Raw genomic sequence first — 21,492 nt, 5'->3', positions numbered from 1 at the left:
CCCCATTTTCCAGCGTTACCATTTCCAGACGCGCATACCGCTCGCCCACCTCATCGCTTTGCAGCAAAGCAAAGCTTCTATCCCAGCGAGCGTGCAAAACACCCCGAAGCGACCGAAAAAACCGTCATGTAAGACCGTTTGCCTGTACTTTGCTGCGCGGCGGCCCGTCGTAGCGTTTAACCACTACATATTGTGGCGACGCCGTCAGCCCGCACAAACTGGCGTATCTACCCTTGTCCGGTCAACGATTTTATTCGCGAGAAATTCACATTTTGACGGTTGACGCATTGTGCATCCGTCTCCGCGATAGCGACCGCGCGATTAACTTATGAGGCTCGGCAAAAAGGTTAATTTTTGAGACTGCTAAAAAATGCTTTAAAACAGCACGACTAACCCGAACACCCCCCGCTGACGGCGCGAGGACGGTGGTTGAGATCACCCGCCGGCCCTCTAAGAGATTCGGCTGCATCTTTTTTAAGCCGCCCTGAGTCAAATTCGCTTTGTCGGCGAATGTGGTAACATTTTTGGCACAGAAAAATCACCACAGGTTGCGAATTAGGCACCATGACACGCCCTCAAGTACTAGATGTAGGGAAAATCACCCGCCTGCCGCCATAGATTGGATAAATGCGATTCTTGTCAGGATTGTCCGGAAGGCCTGACCCTGAAAACACTTGTGGCCCCTTCGCTATTCACCAAGGAGCCACATGAGTTCTAAGACTTTTAGAATGGTCGGGGCGAGATGATTCGAACATCCGACCCCCTGTACCCAAAACAGGTGCGCTACCAGGCTGCGCCACGCCCCGACTGTCGCCTCTTTAGCGAAGCCAATCAGGATTGAAAAGGCAAAATGCACCCCTAGTGCGATCTATTTTAATTGTCAGCAATTCCAAGGCTCAGAGGTGCTGATAAATGCCGGATGGCGCAGCACATCGCCAACCTTAATTCCAAGTCGCCGCGCCAACCCGCCATTAATTTCCAGCACGCCAATCAACATGTCAGGACCGCCAGAGATCGGCGTTTCGTCCAGCGGTTGCGCACGGTGATGAATATGCCGGATCACACCGAAGCCGTCCAAAAACAGCATATCGAGTTCAATCAGGGTGTTTCGCATCCAAAAGCTCATAAGCTGGGGGCGCTGGTAAACGAAAAGCATCCCGCTGCTGAGCGGCAAGTGCTCGACATGCATCAGACCGCGCGCGCGGCTGGTTTCATCTGCGGCCAATTCGACGTTGAAGGCCGCAGTGCCAAAACTGCCTTTGATGGTCGCACGGTCCGTGGGGCAGGCAGGTAGCGGCGTTTTAGCAGCGAAGGGCCCTGCCCCAGCCAGAAGCATAGTTACTCCGGCAATGAACCTTCGTCTGTTGTAATCACTGTTTCCCATGCGCGTACCTCTGCTGCCATGCGGCCACGTTTGCCGCTTATGACGCGCATTGCAATGGCTTCTCCGGGGGCAAGATCCGACAATCCGGACTGGCGCAAGACATCTATATGCACAAAGACGTCTTCGCTGCTGCCAAAGACATTGGCGAACCCGAATCCCTTTGCCTTATCGAACCACTTGATCCGTGCCGCCAACAACGGGCTGCGCGCGATCTCTTCATGATCAAGCTCTGCAATGTCAGGCAAATTGGGCGCGAGCCCTTTTGGCGGTGAGATAGACACAACAGACGCCGCTTGCACGCCACGCTCGGTCTTGTGGGCAAGCAGTTCTATCCGCGCCCCGTCCGCGACCGAGCTCTGACCAAAGTTGCGCAGCACGTTCACATGCAGCAGGATATCATCGCCGCCACCGTCAGCGAGGACGAAGCCGAACCCCTTTACAGGATCAAACCATTTCACCGTACCCAGCACGGTCTCCGGTAGCGTGTTCTCATCGTCCGTCTGTGTCATAGTAACAATACCGTCTTTCAAATTTATCTTCGGAGCGGAGCATTCTCCAATGCCAAAAAACAAGCGGCAATACTGGTACGGTTACGGGTTAAGTCTGGTGATTTCCCATTTTGCGTCAACTGCCGCACGGCGCCACTGAAACCTATTGTGCAGGCGGGCGTCTCCGTCTGCCCAGAATTCAAGCTCAAGCGGTACCAGCCGGAAGCCTCCCCAATAAGGTGGTCGCACCGGATCGTCTCCGTGTTTCTCCGCTGCCTCCTCCAATGCACGCTCTAGTGCATCGCGGCTTTCCAACGGTTGCGACTGGTTAGAAGCCCAAGCCCCCAGACGGCTTTTGAGCGAGCGGGACGCGTAATACACATCTGCTTTCTCGCCATCTTCACGGGTGATCAGACCGCGCGCGCGCACTTGACGTCGCAAGGATTTCCAGTGGATAACAAAGGCGGCTTTTCCAGCAAAATCAAGCTCTTGCGACTTTGCGCTGCCAAAGTTCGTGTAGAAGACAAACGCACCGTCTTCGATGTCTTTGAGCAGCACAACGCGCGCATTTGGCATCCCGCTGGCATCAACCGTGCTCAGCGACATTGCGTTGGCATCGTTGATCTCTTCCTTGGTCGCTTCTGCCAGCCAATCACGGGTTATGGCGAAAGGATCATCGCCTGCGAAAATTCCGTCACGATCTGTCACTGGCTCATCCTTTTCCGTGAAAAGAGGAACATTGCCGTCTCTCCACAACTATCTTGTCTAATTCTGACTATTGCAGGCGGCGAACAAGCGTCGTCTGCATGCCGTACTACCACAATTCTATCATCGTGATCTGCTGTGCAACCCAAAACACGATATGACGCACCCTCACTTGATGGTCCCTTGGCAATGGCGTAGACCGAGGGGAACAGATTTTGAACGGAGAATACACGCATGTCGAACAACCTTATGGCAGGCAAGCGGGGGTTGATCATGGGATTGGCCAACGACAAATCAATTGCCTGGGGCATTGCCAAGCAACTGGCCGATGCCGGCGCAGAGCTTGCCTTCTCCTATCAGGGTGACGCGCTGAAAAAGCGGGTGGTTCCTTTGGCCGCGCAGCTGGGCTCTGACATTGTGCTGCCGTGCGACGTGGGTGACGAAGCCTCTATTGATGCGCTGTTTGAGGGGCTGGCCCAAAAGTGGGACACGCTCGACTTCATCGTTCACGCCATCGGCTTTTCGGACAAGAACGAACTGCGCGGTCGCTACGTCGACACCAGCCGCTCCAACTTCGCGCTTTCCATGGATATCTCGGTCTACTCTTTCACCGCCGTTGTGCAGCGTGCGGAAAAGATGATGAAGAACGGCGGTTCTTGCCTGACCCTCACCTACTACGGTGCCGAGAAAGTAATGCCTCATTACAACGTCATGGGCGTAGCAAAAGCCGCACTTGAAGCGTCCGTGCAATATCTGGCCGAAGATCTTGGCAAGGACGGCATCCGCGTGAACGCCATTTCCGCCGGTCCGATCAAGACGCTGGCCGCTTCCGGCATCGGTGATTTCCGCTACATTATGAAGTGGAATGAATACAACTCTCCGCTGCGCCGCAATGTGACCATCGACGAGGTCGGCAAATCAGCGCTGTATCTGCTTTCCGATCTGGGCTCCGGCACAACAGGAGAGAACCTGCACGTTGACGCAGGCTATCACGTTGTGGGCATGAAGGCAGTTGATGCGCCAGACATCGCCAAAGGCTAACATTTTCCCGAAGGGCTGCCTGCGATGACACTCGACCATCTTCTCGCCTTTAACGCCGTGCTGATTATATCGATCCTCAGCCCCGGCGCGGCGTTTCTGATGGCCGTGCGCAGTTCTGTCGCCAACGGGCGGCGGGCATTGCGACGGGTCTGGGGCTAGGCGTGATGGCCAGTCTCTGGACCCTAGCCGCCCTGCTGGGCATGGATGTGGTGTTTTCGCTGTTTCCATGGGCCTTTGCAGTGCTCAAGATTGGCGGCGCAATCTATCTAATCTATCTGGCGATCAAGACATGGCGCAGCGCGAACGTACCGCTTGGTGCTGCGCCCAAGGCACAAGGCTGCGCTTTCATTGATGGCTTTCTGGTAAATCTGGGCAACCCGAAGTCAGTCCTTTTTGCCGCTGCTGTGCTGGTTGTTATCTTTCCACCGAACCTTTCGAGTGGCGAGATTGCATTCATCACGCTCAATCACCTGACTTTGGGAATCCTGTTCTACACGGCCTGCGCTTTTATTCTTACAGCGCCTGTCGCCCGCGCCCGCTTTTTGCGCGCCAAATCCGTAATTGACCGCACTGCCGCCCTGCTTTTGGGTGGCTTGGGCCTGAAACTTCTGCTGCAAAGGTAACCCCATGTCAGATACCCGCCTCCCCCATGAAAAAGGCTTTCACATCAGCTGGGACCAGATCCACCGCGATAGCCGCGCGTTGGCTTGGCGGCTTGACGGCAAGGGCCCTGACGATGGGGCATGGCGTGCTGTGGTGGCCATCACCCGCGGCGGCATGGCGCCTGCGATGATCGTCGCACGCGAGCTCGACATTCGCACGGTTGATACGATCTCGGTGGTTTCATACCATTCCGGCGGCGGCAAAGCAGATGAGCGCCGCGAGGCCCGTGTCCTGAAATCCCCCGATACAGAGATGATGGGCGACGGCACCGGCATTCTGATCGTCGACGATCTGGTTGATAGCGGCAAGACGCTTGAACTAGTGCGCAGCCTTTACCCCAACGCCCATTTTGCCACGGTCTATGCCAAACCCGCAGGAGAACCGATGGTCGACACCTTCATCACAGGCGTTTCCCAAGACACGTGGATTTTCTTCCCGTGGGACATGGCGCTGCAATACGTAGAACCCTACCGCGGCAAAGACTGACAGCCTCTATACACCTTAAGCCCGATCTATCTTCCTCCAGCATTTGGACATCCCGATGACGCTCCCTCGCACAGCCACCACCTTTTCGCCCCCCGTGATGGAGGCCCGCCGCTGGCTGGAGGGCGTGAATTTTACGGACGCGCGTCCGCTGATCAACGTGAGCCAAGCCGCTCCGGTAGAGCCGCCGCACCCTGACATGCGCCGCGCGATGGCTGATGCAGTGCTGAATGACGATTCCGTGCATCTCTACGGACCGGTTCTGGGCCTGCCCGAACTGCGGGAGGAACTGGCAGCGCGCACAAGCCGGATTTACGATGGCAAGGTTGATGCGTCTCAGGTTGCCCTCACTTCCGGCTGTAACGAGGCCTTTGCTGCAGCGATCTCGGCACTGTGTGCCGAAGGCGACGAGGTGATCGTGCCCGTACCGTGGTACTTCAACCACAAGATGTGGCTGGATATGGCCGGTGCAAAGGCTGTGCCGCTGATCTGTGAAGACGACATGATGCCCGACCCGTGGGATGCAGCGAAACTCATCACACCGCGCACCCGTGCGATTGTGTTGGTGACGCCCAACAATCCGACAGGCGCTGAATACCCTGATGATCTGATCTCTGCCTTCTATGACATCGCCAAATCGCGCGGCATCGCACTGATTGTGGATGAGACCTACCGCGATTTCCACGCTGGTTCCGGCCTGCCCCACAGCCTGTTCAAACGCCCCGATTGGGAGCAGACGCTGATTCACCTGTACTCCTTTTCAAAGGCCTACCGTCTAACCGGACACCGCCTTGGTGCCATTATTGCGTCAGCCGAGCGGCTCGCCGAGGTGGAGAAGTTCCTTGATACCGTCACCATCTGCCCCAGTCAGGTCGGCCAGCATGCGGCACTGTGGGGGATGCAGAACCTTGACGCATGGCTCTCGGGCGAGCGGGATGAAATTCTGGCCCGCCGTGCTGCCATAACCAAGCATATGCCAACTCTCACGGCAAAAGGCTGGAAGCTGTTGGGGCTGGGCGGCTATTTTGCCTATGTGCAACATCCCTTTGCGGCCGGCAGCGGCGAGCTTGCGCCGATTTTGGTCCACGAAGCTGGCGTTTTGTGCCTGCCAGGGACGATGTTTTACCCCGAAGACACCCGTGCCGGCGACAAAGAGCTGCGCATCGCTTTTGCCAATCTAAACGCCGCAGGAATCGCGACACTGTTCGAACGGCTCGAGGCACTTGATCTACCGCTAAGATAGCAGCCTCTTGCCCCTCTGGGGCCAAGCCCTTAGACAGTCCCAAACAGCTTTTGGGGGCACCTGTCATGGCCAAGAAATCAAGCTTCGGCAAAACCGCAATGTGGATCCTTATGGCTCTGCTCTTTTTGGGTTTGGGCGGCTTCGGCGCGGTGAACCTCAGCGGCAACATTCGCACCATCGGATCCGTGGGCGACAAGCCCATCGCGGTAGACACCTACGCGCGCCAGATGCAGAAAGAGCTTAACGCGATCAGCCGCCAGACCGGCAGCAACATGAGCTTTGCACAAGCCCATCAGTTGGGTCTGGACCGCGCCGTTCTGCAACGCCTGCTGCGTGACCGCGCCTTGGACCACGAAGCCACACAGATAGGACTGTCGATCGGGGATGAGGTGTTGCGTGAGCGTATCCTCAATATTCCTTCATTTCAGGGTATCGACGGCAAGTTTGACCGCGACGGGTATGCGCAATCGCTGCGTTCTGCCGGCCTGAACGAAGCTGACTTCGAGACAAGCCTGCGCGAAGAAACTGCACGTCAACTTCTGCAAGGCGCGATCCTGAGCGGCATCGAAATGCCCGCCGCCTATGCCGAAACGCTTGTGGGATATATCAGCGAAACACGTGATTTCACGTGGGTCCTGCTCGACGAGACATCGCTTGAGAAACCGCTGGAAGAAGCAGATGAGGCGACGCTTAAGGCCTATTTCGAAGCCAATTCAGAAAACTTCGTCCTGCCAGCAACCAAAAAGATCACCTACGCATGGCTCAACCCGACAGACATTATCGACGAGGTGGAAATGCCGGAAGAAGATCTGCGCGCAGAATACGAATCCCGCGCCGATCAGTACATCCAGCCAGAGCGGCGTCTGGTCGAACGGTTGGTCTTTGCAGATCAGGAAGCGGCCGATCATGCCGCAGCAGCGCTTGAAGTTGGCGGCACCACCTTCGAGGCGCTAGTCGCGGAACGCGATCTGCAACTAACAGATGTGGACATGGGCGATGTGGATCAAGCTGAACTCGGCGCTGCCGGAGAAGCCGTGTTTGCCGCCGAGATTGGCAGCGTCGCTGGCCCCGCCCCCACAGGCCTTGGCCCTGCCCTGTTTCGGGTTAATGCCATCCTGCCCGCACAAAATGTGAGCTTTGAAGAGGCCGAGCCAGAATTGCGCGATGCGCTTGCCGCTGACCGTGCCGTCCGCATTGTCGAAGCTCAGGCCGAAGATTTCGACGACCGCCTTGCCGGCGGTGCGACACTCGAAGAACTGGCACAGCAGACAGACATGGTTCTGGGTCAGATCGAATGGACAGTAGACAGCAGCGACGACATCGCCGCCTACGAAGGCTTCCGCGAAGCCGCAGCCACCGTAGCCGAGGGTAACTTCCCCAAGGTTGAACAGCTAGGCGATGGCGGCATCTTTGCACTGCGTCTGGACGAAGCCCTGCCCGAGCGCCCTGCAACCTATGCAGACGTGACAGAAGAAGTGGCAGAGCGCTGGCGTGCAGACGCGATTGTGCAACAGCTACGCACCCTCGCCGATACGGCCAAGACAGAAGCCGAGGCAGGCGTCACATGGCCAGTGCAGGGTCTGACCCAGCGTGAGGAGATGACGCAGACGCGCAATGCCTTCCTGCCAGCCACACCCGTCGGCTTCACGGCCGAAGTGTTTGATATGGAAGTCGGAGATATCCGTATTCTGGAAGGCAACGACACCGTTGTGCTGGTCAAGCTGGATGCGATCACCCCAGCGGACAAAGACAACAGCGAGGCGCAAGCACTTATTGCCGGCCTGCGCGAGCAGCAAAACGAGGCGCTGGCGCGTGGTTTGTTCGATTTCTTCTCCGAAGATACCCTGCTGCGTGCGGGTCAGAACATTGATTCACGTGCTGTGAACGCCGTGAATGTGAGCTTCCAGTAAAATGAACCTGACACCCGATTTTGACAGCTTCGCGGCCCGCTATGCGGCGGGTTACCATCAGGTCGTTTACACCCGACTGGCCGCCGATCTGGATACCCCTGTTTCGCTTATGCTCAAGCTTGGAGGCGCTGCAGAAAACGCCTTTATGCTGGAATCTGTCACTGGTGGTGAGGTGCGCGGCCGCTATTCAATTATCGGGATGAAGCCAGACCTGATCTGGCGCTGTCGCGGGACCACTTCCGAGGTGAACCGCGCGGCACGCTATGATCCCGATGCCTATACACCGATTGATGGCAACCCGCTGGACGCCCTGCGCGGTCTCATCGCGGAAAGCAAAATAGACATCCCCGACGATCTTCCGCAAGCGGCAGCCGGCCTTTTTGGCTATCTGGGTTATGACATGATCCGTCTGGTTGAGCGTCTGCCCAACATCAATCCCGATACGCTTGGCTTGCCCGATGCGGTCATGCTGCGCCCTTCGGTGGTTGCCGTGCTGGACGGCGTGAAGGGTGAGGTAACCGTTGTCTCCCCCGCTTGGGTGACAGAAGGTCAAAGCGCCCGCGCAGCCTACGCACAAGCAGCCGAGCGCGTCATGGACGCCTTGCGCGACCTTGAACGCAGCCCCGCAGGCACCTCCCGCGATCTGGGCGATGCTACCCCTACCGCAGAGCCGGTGAGCAATTTCACCAAGGACGCCTACAAAGAGGCCGTGCTCAAGGCTCAGGAATATATCAAGGCCGGTGACATCTTTCAGGTTGTCCCTTCCCAACGCTGGGCACAGGAATTCCGCCAACCACCCTTTGCGCTCTACCGCTCGCTGCGTCGCACTAATCCGTCGCCGTTTATGTTCTATTTCAACTTCGGCGGCTTCCATGTGGTGGGTGCCAGCCCCGAAATCCTTGTCCGCGTGTTCGGTCAGGAAATCACCATCCGCCCCATCGCAGGCACCCGTCCGCGTGGCGCTACCCCAGAGGAAGACCGCGCTTTGGAAGCCGATCTGATGGCCGACAAAAAAGAGCTGGCTGAGCATCTGATGCTGTTCGATCTGGGCCGCAACGATGTGGGCCGCGTGGCGAAGATTGGCACAGTGCGCCCCACCGAAGAATTCATCGTCGAGCGGTACTCACACGTCATGCACATCGTCTCGAACGTGGTGGGTGAGCTGCGCGATGATTGTGATGCGCTCGATGCCTTCTTTGCCGGCATGCCTGCCGGCACAGTGTCAGGCGCGCCCAAAGTCCGCGCGATGGAAATAATCGACGAGCTGGAGCCTGAAAAACGCGGTGTCTATGGGGGCGGTGTCGGCTATTTCAGCGCGGGCGGCGACATGGACATGTGCATAGCCTTGCGCACAGCGGTCGTGAAAGATCAGATGCTGTACATTCAGGCTGGTGGCGGCGTTGTCTATGACAGCGATCCAGAGGCGGAATATATGGAAACCGTGCATAAATCCGGCGCGATCCGCCGCGCGGCCGAAGACGCCTCGCGGTTTAATGGCAGCGGCAACGGTTAATTCCTTTGGGCCCGAGAGGTAGCGAAACCTCGTTTCGGGCCTACTCTGCCAATCCTATGCAAAGCTGCGAGCCTCAGGTTAGGATATAGTTCACTGCTTCAAGAGGCTTTGGCGCAGGACGATCAAGTGCTTCGGATACGGAGATTTCGATCACCCGACACATTGAAACAAGCGGCAACCCGTTTTGGACATTGCGAAACGGCAGCTCAAGCTCATTGGTCACAGCCTGCAGTCCAAAAAACACGTAAGCGACCGCTGCCGCAAATATTGGAGCGAACCCGCCCGTGGATTCGATAAGCGCAAAAGGCAACAGCACACAATACAGATAGGTCGTCCGACGGATGAGCAATGAGTGTACGAAGGGTAGCGGCGTTGTAAGAATACGTTCACACCCAGCTTGTGCGAGAGCCAACGAAGACAATGTCTTTGATATAGCGATCTGACCAAAGCCACTGATCACCTCTTGCTCAGTCAATTGGCCAATTTGTTCCGCCATAGACCTGAGCGCTGCATCTGCAGGGTTTTGATGTGAGAGCATTGCAGCAGCATTCTCCGCTCCAATCCAATCAACAATATCATCCTCCACATCAACGTCTCGCAGAAATCCGGGGTGAAGATGGGCAAATGCAACGGCGCAAGACAGGATCTCGGCACGATCAGTTCCCTTGGCTACAAAGATCCACATATGTCGGCCCAAATTGCGCACATCTGCAATCATTGAACCCCAGAGCTTCCGCGCCTCCCACCAACGATCATAGGCCGCGTTATTTCGAAATCCGAGAAACAGAGAAAGCGCTACGCCAAATATCCCCATCGCAGCGATCGAAATATGGGGGAGCGCGATGAAGTAAGCATCAAGCAAAAGCACAATTGCAGTCAAAAGTGCTATTCCAAGAATTTTACCTATGATTTTTGGTACAATGGATCCCTGCGTGAGAACGAAAAGATGCAGTGGTGATGGGTGTTCCCGGACAATCATTTGCGTGTGCTTTCTAGGTGATTTGTCATTGGCACAAACTCAATTGCGACTTCCAAAAAAATGTTGGGAGGTTCCCGACGCTAAGCCCTGTATATGCTTCAAACACAAGTCGGCAACAGCAGGCTTCTTGGTCATTGAGAGACACTGTTCGTAAGCGTACATTCGTAGAACGCGAGATTGCGGCTGGCTGCACTCCTGTTCTCAACATCAGTCATCGGCGCGCCTCGGGCCAAACACCTGCTTTGCTATCTTAACAGTTCATCGCCATCACTGCGCGAGCAAGACCGCCGACACAGGTGCCAGCGCAACCGAACTTGCGCGCTCGGCCAAACCCCATACCAGCAGCGCCTCGATCGTTTCCGGACGTAGACGACCGAGCATGATGACACCGCCCTCCTGCCCCGCCTTGAACGCGGCCTGATCCAGAAAGCGGCGGATGACGCGGGGCTGCTGGCCCTCTGCGTCAAAATCACGGAAGACCGGCGCGGCTGGCACACCCTCTTTGACGGCCAGTTTCGGCATCGAGTTAAGGCCACGGTTCTGCGTAACCAGACCGTGCCCGCTGGCCAGCAAGATACGGGTGACCTGATCGGCCACTTCGCGGCTGCTTTGCAGCCCCTCGCCTGTGCCTTCCAGCACACCAACGATCTCAGGCATCCCGTTGAGCGCTACGCTTATGGAGACTTCAGCATCTGATGGCCGCGCACCTTGTGGCAGGTTAACCATCGCCAAGACGTCAAAACCTTCTGCACGGTAGCGCTCAACCCGTTTGGCGGCGTCCACAAGGGTCACGTCCACGGCAAAGCTGACCGGATATGGAAAACTCGACAAGGCGGGCAGTCCGATTTCGGCAGCGTCCAAATCAGCGCCAGTGTCCATCAAGACGATACCCATCAGCGGCTTGCCCTCGGGATTCTCGAAGGGCTGTGCGTAGCGACGGATCGGCGCCGCATCGACTGGATCATTCGAAGCCGTCTGGGTCAAGGTTTCAACACTGCCTCCCTGCTCATCGCGGGTAATAAGGCTATTCGCCGGCGTCCCGATGCGAGGCAGCACCGGCGTTCCAAGCGTCACTGCCTGATCACCCCGCGCGGGCAAGACACGTGGCTTTGGCGCGGTCGGTGTTTCGGCTTCGGAGGCCTGCTCGGCGGTTTGGGTTTCTGACGGCTCTTGCGTTTGCGGCGGAACAACAACCACAACCACCTCCTCGGCGGGATCGGCCTGAGGCTCTACAGCCTCATTGGCTTCGGCCTGTGTTGTGACATCCGCATCCACACTGTCATCGGGGATCATCGGCGCAAGGGCTTGCGGATTGGGTAGAACGGGGGATTCGGCATCGGGCTGCACGCTCACAATTGTCGGCAGCGGTCGTGGCTTTGTCAGGCTGGCAGCACCACCGGTTTGTGGCTGTGGAAGCGCTGCGGGAACTTGTGGAGTGGCGTCCGTCTGGCCGTTCTCAAGCGTTGGCAAGGGCCGCGGCTGAAGCGCTAGCGCTGCTGTCTCGGTCGTAGGGGCGGTCACTGGCGCGCCGTCAAGCGGTGCTTCGGTGATACCCTCCCCCAGATCGGTTGCCATCTGCGGTGGCAAGGCAGCGGCGACTGGTTCGTTCGGCAATTCTTCGCTGGCGGGCGCGCGAAGGCTCGCCTGTGGCTGTACCGGAGCGCTGCCGGTCTCGTACGTGATTGTTACACGCGGCTGTTCAACAGGTGCTTCCGGCACGGCAACTGTCTCTGCAGTCCCAAGCTCTGGTGCTGGACGTGGTTCAATAGGGACCAAAACAGACACCACGCCTGCCACACCCAAACTGAACACTGCGCCCAATCCAATACCGCTCAAAATGCCCTGTGCCATAGCTGTTGCACCCTTGTCCTGTTATTCCGCATCTCTGGCATTCCGGATATTATGCTCCGGTTATTGCAAAATGCGGCGGCCCTGCCCCTTGACGATTGCGCCCAAGACTGACCATCTACCAACGACACCTATACCCCGTCTCTATGCGCCTTCTCTAGTCCTAATACGAAGTTTCCCCAAGATGCTCCTGTTGATCGATAACTATGACAGCTTCACCTACAATCTCGTGCACTATCTGGGTGCGCTGGGTGCGCAGATGGAAATCAGGCGTAATGACACGCTGAGCGTTGAGGAAGCGATGGAGATGCGCCCTTCTGGCATCGTCCTCAGTCCCGGTCCATGCGACCCTGCGCAGGCTGGTATCTGCCTTGGCTTGACCAAGGCCGCCGCAAAGGCTGGGGTTCCACTGTTGGGGGTCTGCCTCGGCCATCAGACCATCGGCGAAGCTTTTGGCGGGCGTGTTGTGCGCGCAAACGAGATTGTGCACGGCAAGCTTGGCGTGATGCATCACACCAACAAAGGTCTGTTTGCGGGCCTGCCCAACCCTTTTTCCGCGACCCGTTATCACTCCTTGATCGTTGAGCGGGCAACCCTGCCCGACTGTCTGGAAATTACGGCAGAGCTGGAAGATGGCACCATCATGGGCCTGCAACACCGCGAACTGCCGATCCACAGCGTACAGTTCCATCCTGAATCTATCCACTCCGAACACGGCCACGCGCTGCTGGAGAACTTCCTCAAGGAGGTCAAAGAACCCGCATGAGCGAACGCCTCAAACCCCTCATTGATGCGGCTGCCAACGGCCCGTTGACCCGCAAACAGGCCGAAGAGGCCTTTGAAATCCTCTTTACCGGCGAAGCAACGCCCAGCCAGATCGGCGGTTTTCTCATGGCGCTGCGCACCCGCGGCGAGACTGTGGACGAATACACTGCCGCCGCCGCTGTAATGCGCGCCAAGTGCAACCCCGTGCATGCGCCCGAAGGCGCAATGGATATTGTAGGCACAGGCGGTGACGGCAAAGGCACGCTCAACATCTCCACCGCCACGGCCTTTGTCGTGGCAGGTGTCGGCGTGGTTGTGGCAAAACACGGCAACCGCAATCTCAGCTCCAAATCGGGCGCGGCGGATGCGCTGGGGCAGATGGGTCTGAAAACCATGGTTGGCCCGAAGATCGTAGAGCAAGCGCTGAATGAAGCCGGTATCGGTTTTATGATGGCGCCGATGCATCATCCGGCGATTGCACATGTTATGCCCACCCGTGCCGAGCTTGGCACGCGGACGATATTCAACATCCTTGGCCCCCTGACCAACCCTGCCGGCGTCAAACGACAACTGACCGGCACCTACACGCGTGAGCTGACGCGCCCGATGGCCGAAACGCTCAAACTGCTTGGGTCAGAGGCCGCATGGCTTGTCCACGGCTCGGACGGCACAGACGAGCTGACCATCACCGGCATCAGTTGGGTCAGCGCGCTGCGCAAAGATGGCGCCATCGACGAGATAGAGATTCATCCCGAAGACGCAGGCCTGCCAGTCCACCCGTTTGAGAGCATCGTCGGCGGCACACCAGAAGAGAACGCCGTGGCCTTCAACGCGTTGCTGGATGGGACCCCATCGGCCTACCGTGATGCGGTTTTGCTTAATTCGGCCGCTGCGCTGGTCATCGCGGATGCCGCGCCGGACCTGCGCGCAGGCGTCGAGATGGCCCGCACTAGCATCGATTCCGGTGCCGCGCGCGACAAGATCACCGCCGTGGCACGCATCACACAAGCGGGCTGATGTTTAGTCTGGCCCACCTCGGCGCTTGGGGTGAGTTGCCGTTCTTTACACAAGAATTGCCTGCAATTGAGGCCGCGCTGCGCGCAGAGACACGCCAGTTCTTGCCCCCCGCCCCCCTTGTTTTCGACGCACTTGAGCGGGTGCAGCCTGATGACGTGCGGGTCGTCATCCTTGGTCAGGACCCCTACCACACACCAGGCAAAGCCCACGGCCTTGCCTTTTCAATCACTGCCGACTTTGGCGGGCGGCTGGATAGCCTTGGTAATATCTTCAAGGAATTGCACAGCGATCTCGGCATCACCCGCACGCGAACCGAACTGGATGACTGGGCCGATCAGGGGGTATTGCTACTGAATACCATCCTGACGGTGCCGCAAGGGGTGGCAAAGGGCCACGCAAAGCTAGGCTGGCAAACCCTGACAGAGCAGGTATTCGCAAAGCTGGCTAGGCAACCCTGTGCCTATCTGTTGTGGGGTGCTCCTGCAAATAAGGCCGCGGCCCGCGTCGATCAAACTACGAATTTCAAGCTTGAAACCGCCCACCCTTCCCCGCTGTCAGCACATCGCGGGTTCTTGGGTTCTCAGCCTTTCAGCCGCTGTAATGCATGGTTGCGTAGCCAAGGGCGTGGGTCCATAAACTGGGGCGATCCGGAGGCCGTATGACACAAACAATCCTAGACAAAATCAAAGCCTACAAGCTTGAAGAAATCGCCGCTGACAAGGCCGCTCTGCCATTGAAAGAATTGGAGGCGAAAGCCGCCAACGCGCCGCCGGTACGCCCATTTGCCAAAGCGCTTTTTGACGCTTCGATCGAAAATTACGGCCTGATTGCTGAAATCAAGAAAGCCAGCCCGTCCAAGGGCCTTATCCGCGCCGATTTCGAGCCTGCCGCGCTGGCGAAGGCTTATGAGGACGGTGGCGCGACTTGCCTGTCGGTCCTGACCGACACTCCCAGTTTTCAGGGCGCGAAAGAATTTCTGGTAGAAGCCCGAGAAGCCTGCGATCTGCCCATCCTGCGCAAGGATTTCATGTATGACACCTATCAGGTCGCCGAAGCGCGCAGCCTTGGCGCCGACTGTATCTTGATCATCATGGCGTCGGTCTCGGATGCGCAAGCCGCCGAGTTGGAAGATGCTGCCACCCACTACGGTATGGACGCGCTGATCGAGACTCATAACGCCGAAGAGTTGGGGCGCGCGCTTACATTGAAATCCCGCATGATCGGGATCAACAACCGCAATCTCAACACGTTCGAGACCTCGCTGGACACGACGCGCACCCTCTCAAAGCTGATCCCCGGTGAGCGGTTGATTGTTTGTGAAAGCGGGCTGAACACGCCTGCGGATCTGGCTGATATGGCCCGCTACGGCGCGCGCACTTTCCTTATTGGCGAAAGCCTAATGCGGCAGGAAGACGTGGCCGCAGCCACGCGCCACCTGCTTGCCGATCCGCTGCGCGCGGGGGGTATGTAATGGCGCTCACCCATTTTGATGGAGACGGCCATGCGCATATGGTTGATGTGTCCGACAAAGCCGCAACCGCGCGCATAGCCACCGCAGAAAATCACATCAAGATGAAGCGTGAAACCTTTGATATAATTACCGAAGGGCGCGCTAAGAAGGGTGACGTTTTGGGCGTTGCGCGGCTTGCAGGCATTATGGCGGCCAAGAAGACTTCCGATCTCATTCCGCTGTGTCACCCGCTGCCGATCACTTCGGTTTCGGTTGATCTGGTGCCTGACGCGGACCTGCCCGGCATCCGGATAACTGCCACCGTCAAGACGACTGGCCAGACCGGTGTGGAGATGGAGGCGCTGACAGCGGCTTCGGTCGCGGCGCTGACCGTTTATGACATGAGCAAAGCCGTGGACAAGGGCATGGAAATCAGCGGCCTGCGCGTCACTTTGAAAGACGGCGGCAAATCGGGCCGTCACGAAGCGCTATGATCAGCGTCCCTGAGGCGCTGGATAACCTCTTTGCGCTGACTTCCGTGATGCCGGTCGAGCATGTCGCCCTGCGTCATGCGAACGGCCGCGTTCTGTCCCGTGAAGTCACAGCGCAACGCACCCAGCCCCCGTTTGCCGCCTCCTCAATGGACGGCTACGCCCTGCGCCGCGCAGAAGTTGAGCTGGATGCGATGTTCAAAGTCGTTGGCGAAGCAGCTGCCGGCCACCGGTATGAAGGGTCGCTGCGCGCCGGACAGGCCGTGCGTATCTTCACAGGTGCGCCGGTACCAGATGGCGCGGATTTCGTAGTTATCCAAGAGGACGTCACTCGCCGTGGTGATCTGATTACCTTGGGCTACAAAATCGGTAGCAAAGACAATATCCGCCCCGCTGGCGGTGACTTTGTCGAAGGGACACCGCTTAGCGCGCCGCGCCGCCTGCGCCCTGCGGACATCGCGTTGCTGGCCGCAATGAACATCGCCAGCGTTCCGGTCTATGTGAAACCGGTCGTTGCCATCATCGCAACCGGAGACGAGCTGGTCCAACCGGGTGAGTCTCCGGGACCGGACCAGATCATCGCCTCCAACACCTATGGCCTGGCAGCCACGCTGGAAGAGCTTGGTGCCACTGCGCGGCTGATGCCCATTGCCCGCGACAACGCAGCCTCGCTCAAGCGCAGCTTCGAGCTGGCGCAGGGGGCAGATCTGATCATCACGATTGGCGGCGCCTCTGTCGGAGATCACGATCTGGTTGCCCCTGTCGCAGCAGAACTTGGCATGCAACAGTCTTTCTACAAGGTTGCCATGCGACCCGGCAAACCGCTGATGGCGGGACGGCTTGAGAATACAGCAATGGTAGGCCTGCCCGGAAATCCGGTCTCTGCCATGGTATGTGGCTGCATTTTCGTGGCCCCCATGATCCGCGCGATGCTGGGGTTGGGCCAACAGCCAGCCCCCGAACGCCTGATGCCTCTGGCGGCAGACATTCCCGCCAATGGCCCCCGAGAGCATTATATGCGCGCTAATCTGGTCAACGGCATGGTCACAGCAGCCTCCCGTCAGGACAGTTCGTTGCTGAGCGTTTTGGCTACGGCATCGGCGCTGATGGTGCGCCCGCCCAATGATCCGGCACAGCCGACCGGTGCGATGGTTCGCATTATCGACCTTTGAAAGAGTTGACACAAAACAAGAACGTCCCTAGAACAAAATGAGATAAAAAGGGGCAAGGACCGCGTTATGCTGACCAAAAAACAACTCGATCTGCTGGCATTCATCCACAAACGGGTACAGCGTGATGGCGTTCCACCCAGTTTTGACGAAATGAAAGAGGCGCTTGATCTGCGGTCCAAATCGGGCATCCACCGCCTGATCACAGCGCTGGAGGAACGCGGGTTTATCCGCCGCCTCGCGCACCGCGCTCGCGCCCTCGAGATTGTGAAACTCCCCGACAGCATGACCGGTGCCGGCTTTACGCCACGCATAATTGACGGCGATCTCCCCGATGGGCCACCGCCCGCTAAGGCCTTGCCCGTGACAACCATTGAGGCGACAGAGCTTCCTGTGATGGGAAAAATCGCCGCTGGTGTCCCTATTGAAGCGATCAACCAACGCTCGCATGGGGTGACCGTACCTAATGCCATGCTTGCCGGTGCCGGTACACATTACGCGCTTGAAGTTAAAGGCGATTCGATGATCGAGGCGGGGATCAATGATGGCGATGTCGTCGTGATCCGCGAAACTTCTGTGGCCGATGACGGTGACATTGTTGTGGCTTTGGTTGATGACCATGAGGCCACGCTCAAGCGGTTCAAACGTAAGGGCAGCGCCATCGCTCTCGAAGCGGCGAACCCTATGTATGAGACACGCGTATTCCATGCCGATCAGGTAAAGGTTCAGGGTCGTCTGGTCGGGTTGATCCGCTCTTACTAGCGCTGGCTAGTTGGCTTTTCACCGCGCGTGGTATTCCCCGCGCGGTTTCTCCTCTGGCCACTGCGTCCAAAGCCGCTCACCTGCTGCGGCGCGCGCTGTTCTGATGGTCATCGCGCCCTGCTCCCCAAAAACATAGGCGACTGCCCCCGTATGGCGGAGGCTTTCTGGGTCATGCAGAGTACACGGCAGATCGCTTTGCTCCAAAGACACTGAACTGACGACAATCTGCCCTTTCCTGCATCCGCTAAAAGCCGCAGCCGCGCGCTTGCCAGAGATATGGATAAAGGTGTCGCCTTGCTGCCAACGGCGCGCGGCGGTGTACTGGTCCTCTCCATCACCATCATTTTCCAACCAGTTGCGCGCGACAAACCCTGCTCCTCGCTCTTTGCTCAGGGCGCGCCCCTGCGGTGTCATCACGCCCACCAGCGTGCAGCTATCCGACACCAGAACGTCCGGCCGCGGCGCACCGGACCAGATCACAAAAGAAGCCGCCATGGCGACGGCACCACCCCATCGCAATCGCCCGCGCCACAGCAGCAGTGTCAGGAATCCCATCGCCAGCAACGGCAGCACCCAGCTCCCCGGCCCGACCACATAGGTCCGCGCTTGCGGTAGATCGGCAATGAAGTGGGCTACATAGAGGATCCATCGAACCCCGATGCTCATCCCCCACAGCCCCACCGCGTCAAGCCCCAGCGGGGCAAGCACAACCGCCACCACGGCTGCCGGAATGACCAATACCCCCATCAGCGGTACCGAGACGAGGTTCGCCAGCAAGCCATACTGTGCAATTGCGTTGAAATGCGCCGCCGCAATGGGCGCCGTGGAAAAACCTGCCACTGCCGAAGACACTACGACCGCCAGAACAGGTTGCAGCCAACGCGGCCCTAGGGGGATCTGCCCATCCCGCATCCAGCCAAAAACCGCAACCAACGCGATGGTGGCTGCAAATGACATCTGAAAACCCGGCCCCATAAGCGCCTCCGGCCTGAGGATCAGCACAATCGTGGCAGCAATTGCCACCCCGCGCAGGCTGATCGCGCGCCGTCCGATCATCAGCGCAAAAAGCGCCACGGCCACCATGATAAAGGCCCGCTGGGTGGCTACATTGCCGCCCGACAACGCCAGATATCCAGCGGCCGCGATCAAGGCACCACCCGCTGCAATGCTGCGTGCCGACACCCGAAGCGCCACCGGTGGCACCAAGGCAAAAGTCAGTCGCAAGGCGGCAAACACCACCCCTGACATCAGGCCCATGTGCAACCCCGAGATCGCCAACAGATGCGCCAGATTGCTCGCGCGCAGAGCGTCGAGAGCAGCCTGACTGATGGCAGACCGATCTCCCGTTGTGATAGCCGCGGCGAACCCGCCAACGTCTCTGCCCAGCACCTACTGAATACGGGCAGAAGCCGCCATGCGCAGCTTGAATACACCAAGCCCCCCCCCTGCGGCTCAGCCACGCCCATGAGCGGCGTGTGAGCATAGCCGACGGCCCCGAGCCGCACAAACCATGCATGGCGCTGAAAATCAAAGCCTCCCGGCTCTACCGGTCCTGAAGGCGGCGACAGATGCCCTGTCAGCATAACCCGCAAACCGGGTTCGGCTGCGATATCGACCGAACGGTCACCATGCAAAGACAGGCGCACCCGTTGTGGCGTGCGCCCGGGTGGCACCCAGTCTAACACCACATCGTCCAGCGTCAGGCGCAGTGCATCGGACTGGCTGCGGTCGATCGCGATGATCCGCCCCTCAACCGCGCCGTAGTAGCGGAAATCCAGCACAGGCCCGGCAACCGAATGCGCCCTGCCCGCCGCAAGCAATACGCCGACACTGACAAGCATACCTGCCACCGCGAAAGGACGCACAGGCTCAGGCAGGAGCCGCGCCAGCAAGTGAAAAAAGCCCGACAGCAGCCAGATGGACCGCCGAAGGTTCGAATCCCAAGGAAAATAACCACCTATCCCGAAAGCCAGACATACAGGCACCCAGCCGAATAACGTCCCCCGCTCGGCGCGCATTTTTTCCGCGAAGGCAGATGCCGCGCCCATTACTTGCCCCCGTTCGCTGCACTGGATAGATAGACGGAAACTTTATGCGGCGGTTGGTTACCAAACGGTAAACATGACCAAAGTATGAACAGCATGACTGCCAGAAAATACCCCCCGAAAGGACCGCCCATGTGCTCTGAAATCGTCACCCGTTTCGCCCCTTCCCCTACGGGTTTTCTGCACATCGGCGGCGCACGCACAGCCCTGTTCAACTGGCTTTATGCCCGTGGTCGGGGCGGTAAGTTCCTGTTGCGGATCGAGGACACGGACCGCGCACGCTATACGCCCGAAGCGACCGAGGCGATCTTGCAAGGGCTCGCATGGCTGGGCCTGGATCATGACGGTGACGTCGTAAGCCAGCACGAGATGGCCGCGCGTCACGTCGAAGTGGCCCATGCCCTCCTTGAAAAAGGCGCCGCATTCAAATGCTTTGCCACACAAGAAGAAATAGAGGCCTTCCGTGAGGCCGCCCGCGCCGAAGGCCGCAGCACGCTGTATCGCTCACCTTGGCGCGATGCCGACCCGGCAACCTATCCAGATGCGCCTTTTGTAGTCCGCATCAAGGCGCCCGATGGCGGCCAGACCGTGATCCGCGATCAGGTGCAGGGCAACGTAACGATTGATAACGCCCAGCTTGATGACATGATCCTGCTGCGCTCTGACGGGTCGCCCGTTTATATGCTGGCCGTGGTGGTGGATGATCATGACATGGGCGTTACTCACGTGATCCGCGGCGATGACCACCTCAATAACGCAGCGCGCCAGATGATGATTTATCACGGCATGGGCTGGGATGTTCCCGTTTGGGCGCACATCCCACTAATCCACGGCAGCGACGGCAAAAAGCTCAGCAAACGCCATGGCGCGTTGGGCGCGCAGGAATATCAGGTAATGGGCTACCCCGCTGCGGGCATGCGCAACTATCTCGCGCGCCTTGGTTGGAGCCATGGCGACGACGAGTTTTTCAGCGATGCGCAGGCCAAAGAATGGTTCGACATTGACGGCATCCGCAAAAGCCCCGCACAGTTCGATCTGAAGAAGCTTGAAAACATCTGCGGCCAACATATTGCCATTGCAGATGATGCCGCACTGCGGCGCGAGATCGAAGATTATTTGAAAGCCGCCGGTCAAAGTCCCCTAACGTCAGAACAGGCCGACGGTTTGGAAAAAGCCATGTACTGCCTCAAAGAACGCGCCAAGACATTGCCGGAACTTCTTGAAAAAGGTCAATTTATTCTGGCCAGCCGTCCGATCCAGCAAGATGAGAAAGCGGCCAAGGCGCTGGATTCGGTATCCCGTGGTATACTGGGAGAATTGACGCCGCATCTGCAAGATGTTAGCTGGGAGCGACAAACGCTCGAAGACGTATTGAACGGTTTCGCGGCTGCCAAGGGTACGAAATTCGGCGCTCTCGCGGGGCCGCTACGTGCAGCCCTTGCTGGCCGCGCTGTGACTCCTTCGGTGTTTGATATGATGCTGGTGCTGGGCCACGACGAGACCTTGGCCCGCCTGACGGACGCTGCATCCTGAGAC

Annotated in this window: 22 protein-coding genes and 1 tRNA gene; 15 read left to right on the top strand and 8 right to left on the bottom strand. The window is 58.4% G+C overall.

What is annotated here, in order from left to right:
* Positions 1 to 729: 729 nt before the first annotated feature.
* The 4 genes from V7730_RS01170 to pdxH all read right to left on the bottom strand — a co-directional run bounded on the left by V7730_RS01170 (position 730) and on the right by pdxH (position 2,580).
* Positions 730 to 806 (bottom strand) — tRNA-Pro (locus V7730_RS01170).
* 74 nt (positions 807 to 880) lie between these two features.
* Positions 881 to 1,336, bottom strand: coding sequence for a DUF192 domain-containing protein (locus V7730_RS01165; RefSeq protein WP_335745735.1), 456 nt, complete (start codon positions 1,334 to 1,336; stop codon positions 881 to 883).
* Positions 1,337 to 1,338: 2 nt separating this feature from the next.
* Positions 1,339 to 1,893, bottom strand: a complete 555-nt coding sequence (locus V7730_RS01160) for a cold-shock protein (protein ID WP_335745734.1) — start codon at positions 1,891 to 1,893, stop codon at positions 1,339 to 1,341.
* 81 nt (positions 1,894 to 1,974) lie between these two features.
* Positions 1,975 to 2,580, bottom strand: coding sequence for a pyridoxamine 5'-phosphate oxidase (pdxH, locus tag V7730_RS01155; protein ID WP_335745733.1), 606 nt, complete (start codon positions 2,578 to 2,580; stop codon positions 1,975 to 1,977).
* Between the two features lie 231 nt (positions 2,581 to 2,811).
* On the opposite strand from pdxH, the gene fabI reads away from it, so the two are divergent.
* The 7 genes from fabI (at position 2,812) to trpE (ending at position 9,430) form a co-directional block, all read left to right on the top strand.
* Positions 2,812 to 3,618: an enoyl-ACP reductase FabI gene (gene fabI, locus V7730_RS01150; RefSeq protein ID WP_335745732.1), complete on the top strand. Its 807-nt coding sequence runs from the start codon at positions 2,812 to 2,814 to the stop codon at positions 3,616 to 3,618.
* 24 nt (positions 3,619 to 3,642) lie between these two features.
* Complete coding sequence (locus V7730_RS01145) at positions 3,643 to 3,777, top strand: hypothetical protein (RefSeq protein WP_335745731.1); 135 nt, start codon at positions 3,643 to 3,645, stop codon at positions 3,775 to 3,777.
* 5 nt (positions 3,778 to 3,782) lie between these two features.
* Entirely contained in the window at positions 3,783 to 4,241 is a 459-nt protein-coding gene (locus V7730_RS01140) for a LysE family translocator (protein WP_335745730.1), read from the top strand.
* A gap of 4 nt (positions 4,242 to 4,245) precedes the next feature.
* Positions 4,246 to 4,767, top strand: a complete 522-nt coding sequence (gpt, locus tag V7730_RS01135) for a xanthine phosphoribosyltransferase (protein WP_260000655.1) — start codon at positions 4,246 to 4,248, stop codon at positions 4,765 to 4,767.
* A 55-nt stretch (positions 4,768 to 4,822) separates the two neighbouring features.
* Positions 4,823 to 6,007, top strand: a complete 1,185-nt coding sequence (locus V7730_RS01130) for an aminotransferase (RefSeq protein WP_335745729.1) — start codon at positions 4,823 to 4,825, stop codon at positions 6,005 to 6,007.
* Between the two features lie 65 nt (positions 6,008 to 6,072).
* Positions 6,073 to 7,917 (top strand): peptidyl-prolyl cis-trans isomerase, encoded by a 1,845-nt coding sequence (locus tag V7730_RS01125; RefSeq protein ID WP_335745728.1) that lies wholly within the window; start codon positions 6,073 to 6,075, stop codon positions 7,915 to 7,917.
* A 1-nt stretch (position 7,918) separates the two neighbouring features.
* Positions 7,919 to 9,430: an anthranilate synthase component I gene (trpE, locus tag V7730_RS01120; protein WP_335745727.1), complete on the top strand. Its 1,512-nt coding sequence runs from the start codon at positions 7,919 to 7,921 to the stop codon at positions 9,428 to 9,430.
* A 73-nt stretch (positions 9,431 to 9,503) separates the two neighbouring features.
* Here the strand turns inward: trpE and V7730_RS01115 are convergent, their stop codons facing one another.
* Positions 9,504 to 10,409 (bottom strand): bestrophin family protein, encoded by a 906-nt coding sequence (locus V7730_RS01115; RefSeq protein WP_335745726.1) that lies wholly within the window; start codon positions 10,407 to 10,409, stop codon positions 9,504 to 9,506.
* A gap of 267 nt (positions 10,410 to 10,676) precedes the next feature.
* Positions 10,677 to 12,260 carry a divergent polysaccharide deacetylase family protein gene (locus V7730_RS01110; RefSeq protein ID WP_335745725.1) on the bottom strand — a complete coding sequence of 528 codons (1,584 nt, stop codon included), beginning with the start codon at positions 12,258 to 12,260 and terminating at the stop codon, positions 10,677 to 10,679.
* Between the two features lie 181 nt (positions 12,261 to 12,441).
* On the opposite strand from V7730_RS01110, the gene V7730_RS01105 reads away from it, so the two are divergent.
* From V7730_RS01105 to lexA, 7 genes are all read left to right on the top strand, one after another.
* Positions 12,442 to 13,023: an anthranilate synthase component II gene (locus V7730_RS01105; protein WP_335745724.1), complete on the top strand. Its 582-nt coding sequence runs from the start codon at positions 12,442 to 12,444 to the stop codon at positions 13,021 to 13,023.
* On the top strand, positions 13,020 to 14,039 hold the full coding sequence (gene trpD / locus V7730_RS01100) for an anthranilate phosphoribosyltransferase (RefSeq protein WP_335745723.1): 1,020 nt from the start codon (positions 13,020 to 13,022) through the stop codon (positions 14,037 to 14,039). Before V7730_RS01105 ends, trpD begins: the two co-directional genes overlap by 4 nt.
* The gene (locus V7730_RS01095; RefSeq protein ID WP_335745722.1) at positions 14,039 to 14,701 is read left to right on the top strand and encodes a uracil-DNA glycosylase; all 663 of its coding nucleotides are present in this window, start codon (positions 14,039 to 14,041) and stop codon (positions 14,699 to 14,701) included. Before trpD ends, V7730_RS01095 begins: the two co-directional genes overlap by 1 nt.
* Entirely contained in the window at positions 14,698 to 15,510 is an 813-nt protein-coding gene (gene trpC / locus V7730_RS01090; RefSeq protein WP_335745721.1) for an indole-3-glycerol phosphate synthase TrpC, read from the top strand. The genes V7730_RS01095 and trpC overlap by 4 nt, the downstream gene beginning before the upstream one ends.
* A complete protein-coding gene (gene moaC, locus V7730_RS01085; protein WP_335745720.1) occupies positions 15,510 to 15,983 on the top strand; it encodes a cyclic pyranopterin monophosphate synthase MoaC in 474 nt (157 codons plus the stop codon). The genes trpC and moaC overlap by 1 nt, the downstream gene beginning before the upstream one ends.
* Positions 15,980 to 17,152, top strand: a complete 1,173-nt coding sequence (locus tag V7730_RS01080) for a molybdopterin molybdotransferase MoeA (protein ID WP_335745719.1) — start codon at positions 15,980 to 15,982, stop codon at positions 17,150 to 17,152. Before moaC ends, V7730_RS01080 begins: the two co-directional genes overlap by 4 nt.
* A 66-nt stretch (positions 17,153 to 17,218) precedes the next feature.
* Complete coding sequence (lexA, locus tag V7730_RS01075; RefSeq protein ID WP_335745718.1) at positions 17,219 to 17,911, top strand: transcriptional repressor LexA; 693 nt, start codon at positions 17,219 to 17,221, stop codon at positions 17,909 to 17,911.
* Positions 17,912 to 17,929: 18 nt separating this feature from the next.
* On the opposite strand, the gene V7730_RS01070 is transcribed toward lexA, so the two are convergent.
* Positions 17,930 to 19,201, bottom strand: coding sequence for a ComEC/Rec2 family competence protein (locus V7730_RS01070; RefSeq protein WP_443070170.1), 1,272 nt, complete (start codon positions 19,199 to 19,201; stop codon positions 17,930 to 17,932).
* The gene (locus V7730_RS01065; protein WP_335745717.1) at positions 19,159 to 19,959 is read right to left on the bottom strand and encodes a DUF4131 domain-containing protein; all 801 of its coding nucleotides are present in this window, start codon (positions 19,957 to 19,959) and stop codon (positions 19,159 to 19,161) included. The genes V7730_RS01070 and V7730_RS01065 overlap by 43 nt, the downstream gene beginning before the upstream one ends.
* 129 nt (positions 19,960 to 20,088) lie before the next feature.
* On the opposite strand from V7730_RS01065, the gene gltX reads away from it, so the two are divergent.
* The gene (gltX, locus tag V7730_RS01060) at positions 20,089 to 21,489 is read left to right on the top strand and encodes a glutamate--tRNA ligase (RefSeq protein WP_335745716.1); all 1,401 of its coding nucleotides are present in this window, start codon (positions 20,089 to 20,091) and stop codon (positions 21,487 to 21,489) included.
* Positions 21,490 to 21,492: the final 3 nt, after the last annotated feature.

The sequence above is a fragment of the Sulfitobacter sp. genome (genome assembly GCF_036961165.1).
Taxonomy (GTDB): Bacteria; Pseudomonadota; Alphaproteobacteria; order Rhodobacterales; family Rhodobacteraceae; genus Sulfitobacter.
Note: the sequence above shows the minus strand (reverse complement) of the source record. Positions and strands in the feature narration are given on the sequence as shown.

Excerpts from the sequence above, each read along its gene's own strand:
- V7730_RS01165 (WP_335745735.1), bottom strand. The coding sequence starts at position 1,336 with ATGCTTCTGGCTGGGGCAGGGCCCTTCGCTGCTAAAACGCCGCTACCT.
- V7730_RS01160 (WP_335745734.1), bottom strand. The coding sequence starts at position 1,893 with ATGACACAGACGGACGATGAGAACACGCTACCGGAGACCGTGCTGGGT.
- fabI (WP_335745732.1), top strand. The coding sequence starts at position 2,812 with ATGTCGAACAACCTTATGGCAGGCAAGCGGGGGTTGATCATGGGATTG.
- V7730_RS01145 (WP_335745731.1), top strand. The coding sequence starts at position 3,643 with ATGACACTCGACCATCTTCTCGCCTTTAACGCCGTGCTGATTATATCG.
- V7730_RS01140 (WP_335745730.1), top strand. The coding sequence starts at position 3,783 with ATGGCCAGTCTCTGGACCCTAGCCGCCCTGCTGGGCATGGATGTGGTG.
- gpt (WP_260000655.1), top strand. The coding sequence starts at position 4,246 with ATGTCAGATACCCGCCTCCCCCATGAAAAAGGCTTTCACATCAGCTGG.
- V7730_RS01130 (WP_335745729.1), top strand. The coding sequence starts at position 4,823 with ATGACGCTCCCTCGCACAGCCACCACCTTTTCGCCCCCCGTGATGGAG.
- V7730_RS01125 (WP_335745728.1), top strand. The coding sequence starts at position 6,073 with ATGGCCAAGAAATCAAGCTTCGGCAAAACCGCAATGTGGATCCTTATG.
- trpE (WP_335745727.1), top strand. The coding sequence starts at position 7,919 with ATGAACCTGACACCCGATTTTGACAGCTTCGCGGCCCGCTATGCGGCG.
- V7730_RS01115 (WP_335745726.1), bottom strand. The coding sequence starts at position 10,409 with ATGATTGTCCGGGAACACCCATCACCACTGCATCTTTTCGTTCTCACG.
- V7730_RS01110 (WP_335745725.1), bottom strand. The coding sequence starts at position 12,260 with ATGGCACAGGGCATTTTGAGCGGTATTGGATTGGGCGCAGTGTTCAGT.
- V7730_RS01105 (WP_335745724.1), top strand. The coding sequence starts at position 12,442 with ATGCTCCTGTTGATCGATAACTATGACAGCTTCACCTACAATCTCGTG.
- trpD (WP_335745723.1), top strand. The coding sequence starts at position 13,020 with ATGAGCGAACGCCTCAAACCCCTCATTGATGCGGCTGCCAACGGCCCG.
- V7730_RS01095 (WP_335745722.1), top strand. The coding sequence starts at position 14,039 with ATGTTTAGTCTGGCCCACCTCGGCGCTTGGGGTGAGTTGCCGTTCTTT.
- trpC (WP_335745721.1), top strand. The coding sequence starts at position 14,698 with ATGACACAAACAATCCTAGACAAAATCAAAGCCTACAAGCTTGAAGAA.
- moaC (WP_335745720.1), top strand. The coding sequence starts at position 15,510 with ATGGCGCTCACCCATTTTGATGGAGACGGCCATGCGCATATGGTTGAT.
- V7730_RS01080 (WP_335745719.1), top strand. The coding sequence starts at position 15,980 with ATGATCAGCGTCCCTGAGGCGCTGGATAACCTCTTTGCGCTGACTTCC.
- lexA (WP_335745718.1), top strand. The coding sequence starts at position 17,219 with ATGCTGACCAAAAAACAACTCGATCTGCTGGCATTCATCCACAAACGG.
- V7730_RS01065 (WP_335745717.1), bottom strand. The coding sequence starts at position 19,959 with ATGGGCGCGGCATCTGCCTTCGCGGAAAAAATGCGCGCCGAGCGGGGG.
- gltX (WP_335745716.1), top strand. The coding sequence starts at position 20,089 with ATGTGCTCTGAAATCGTCACCCGTTTCGCCCCTTCCCCTACGGGTTTT.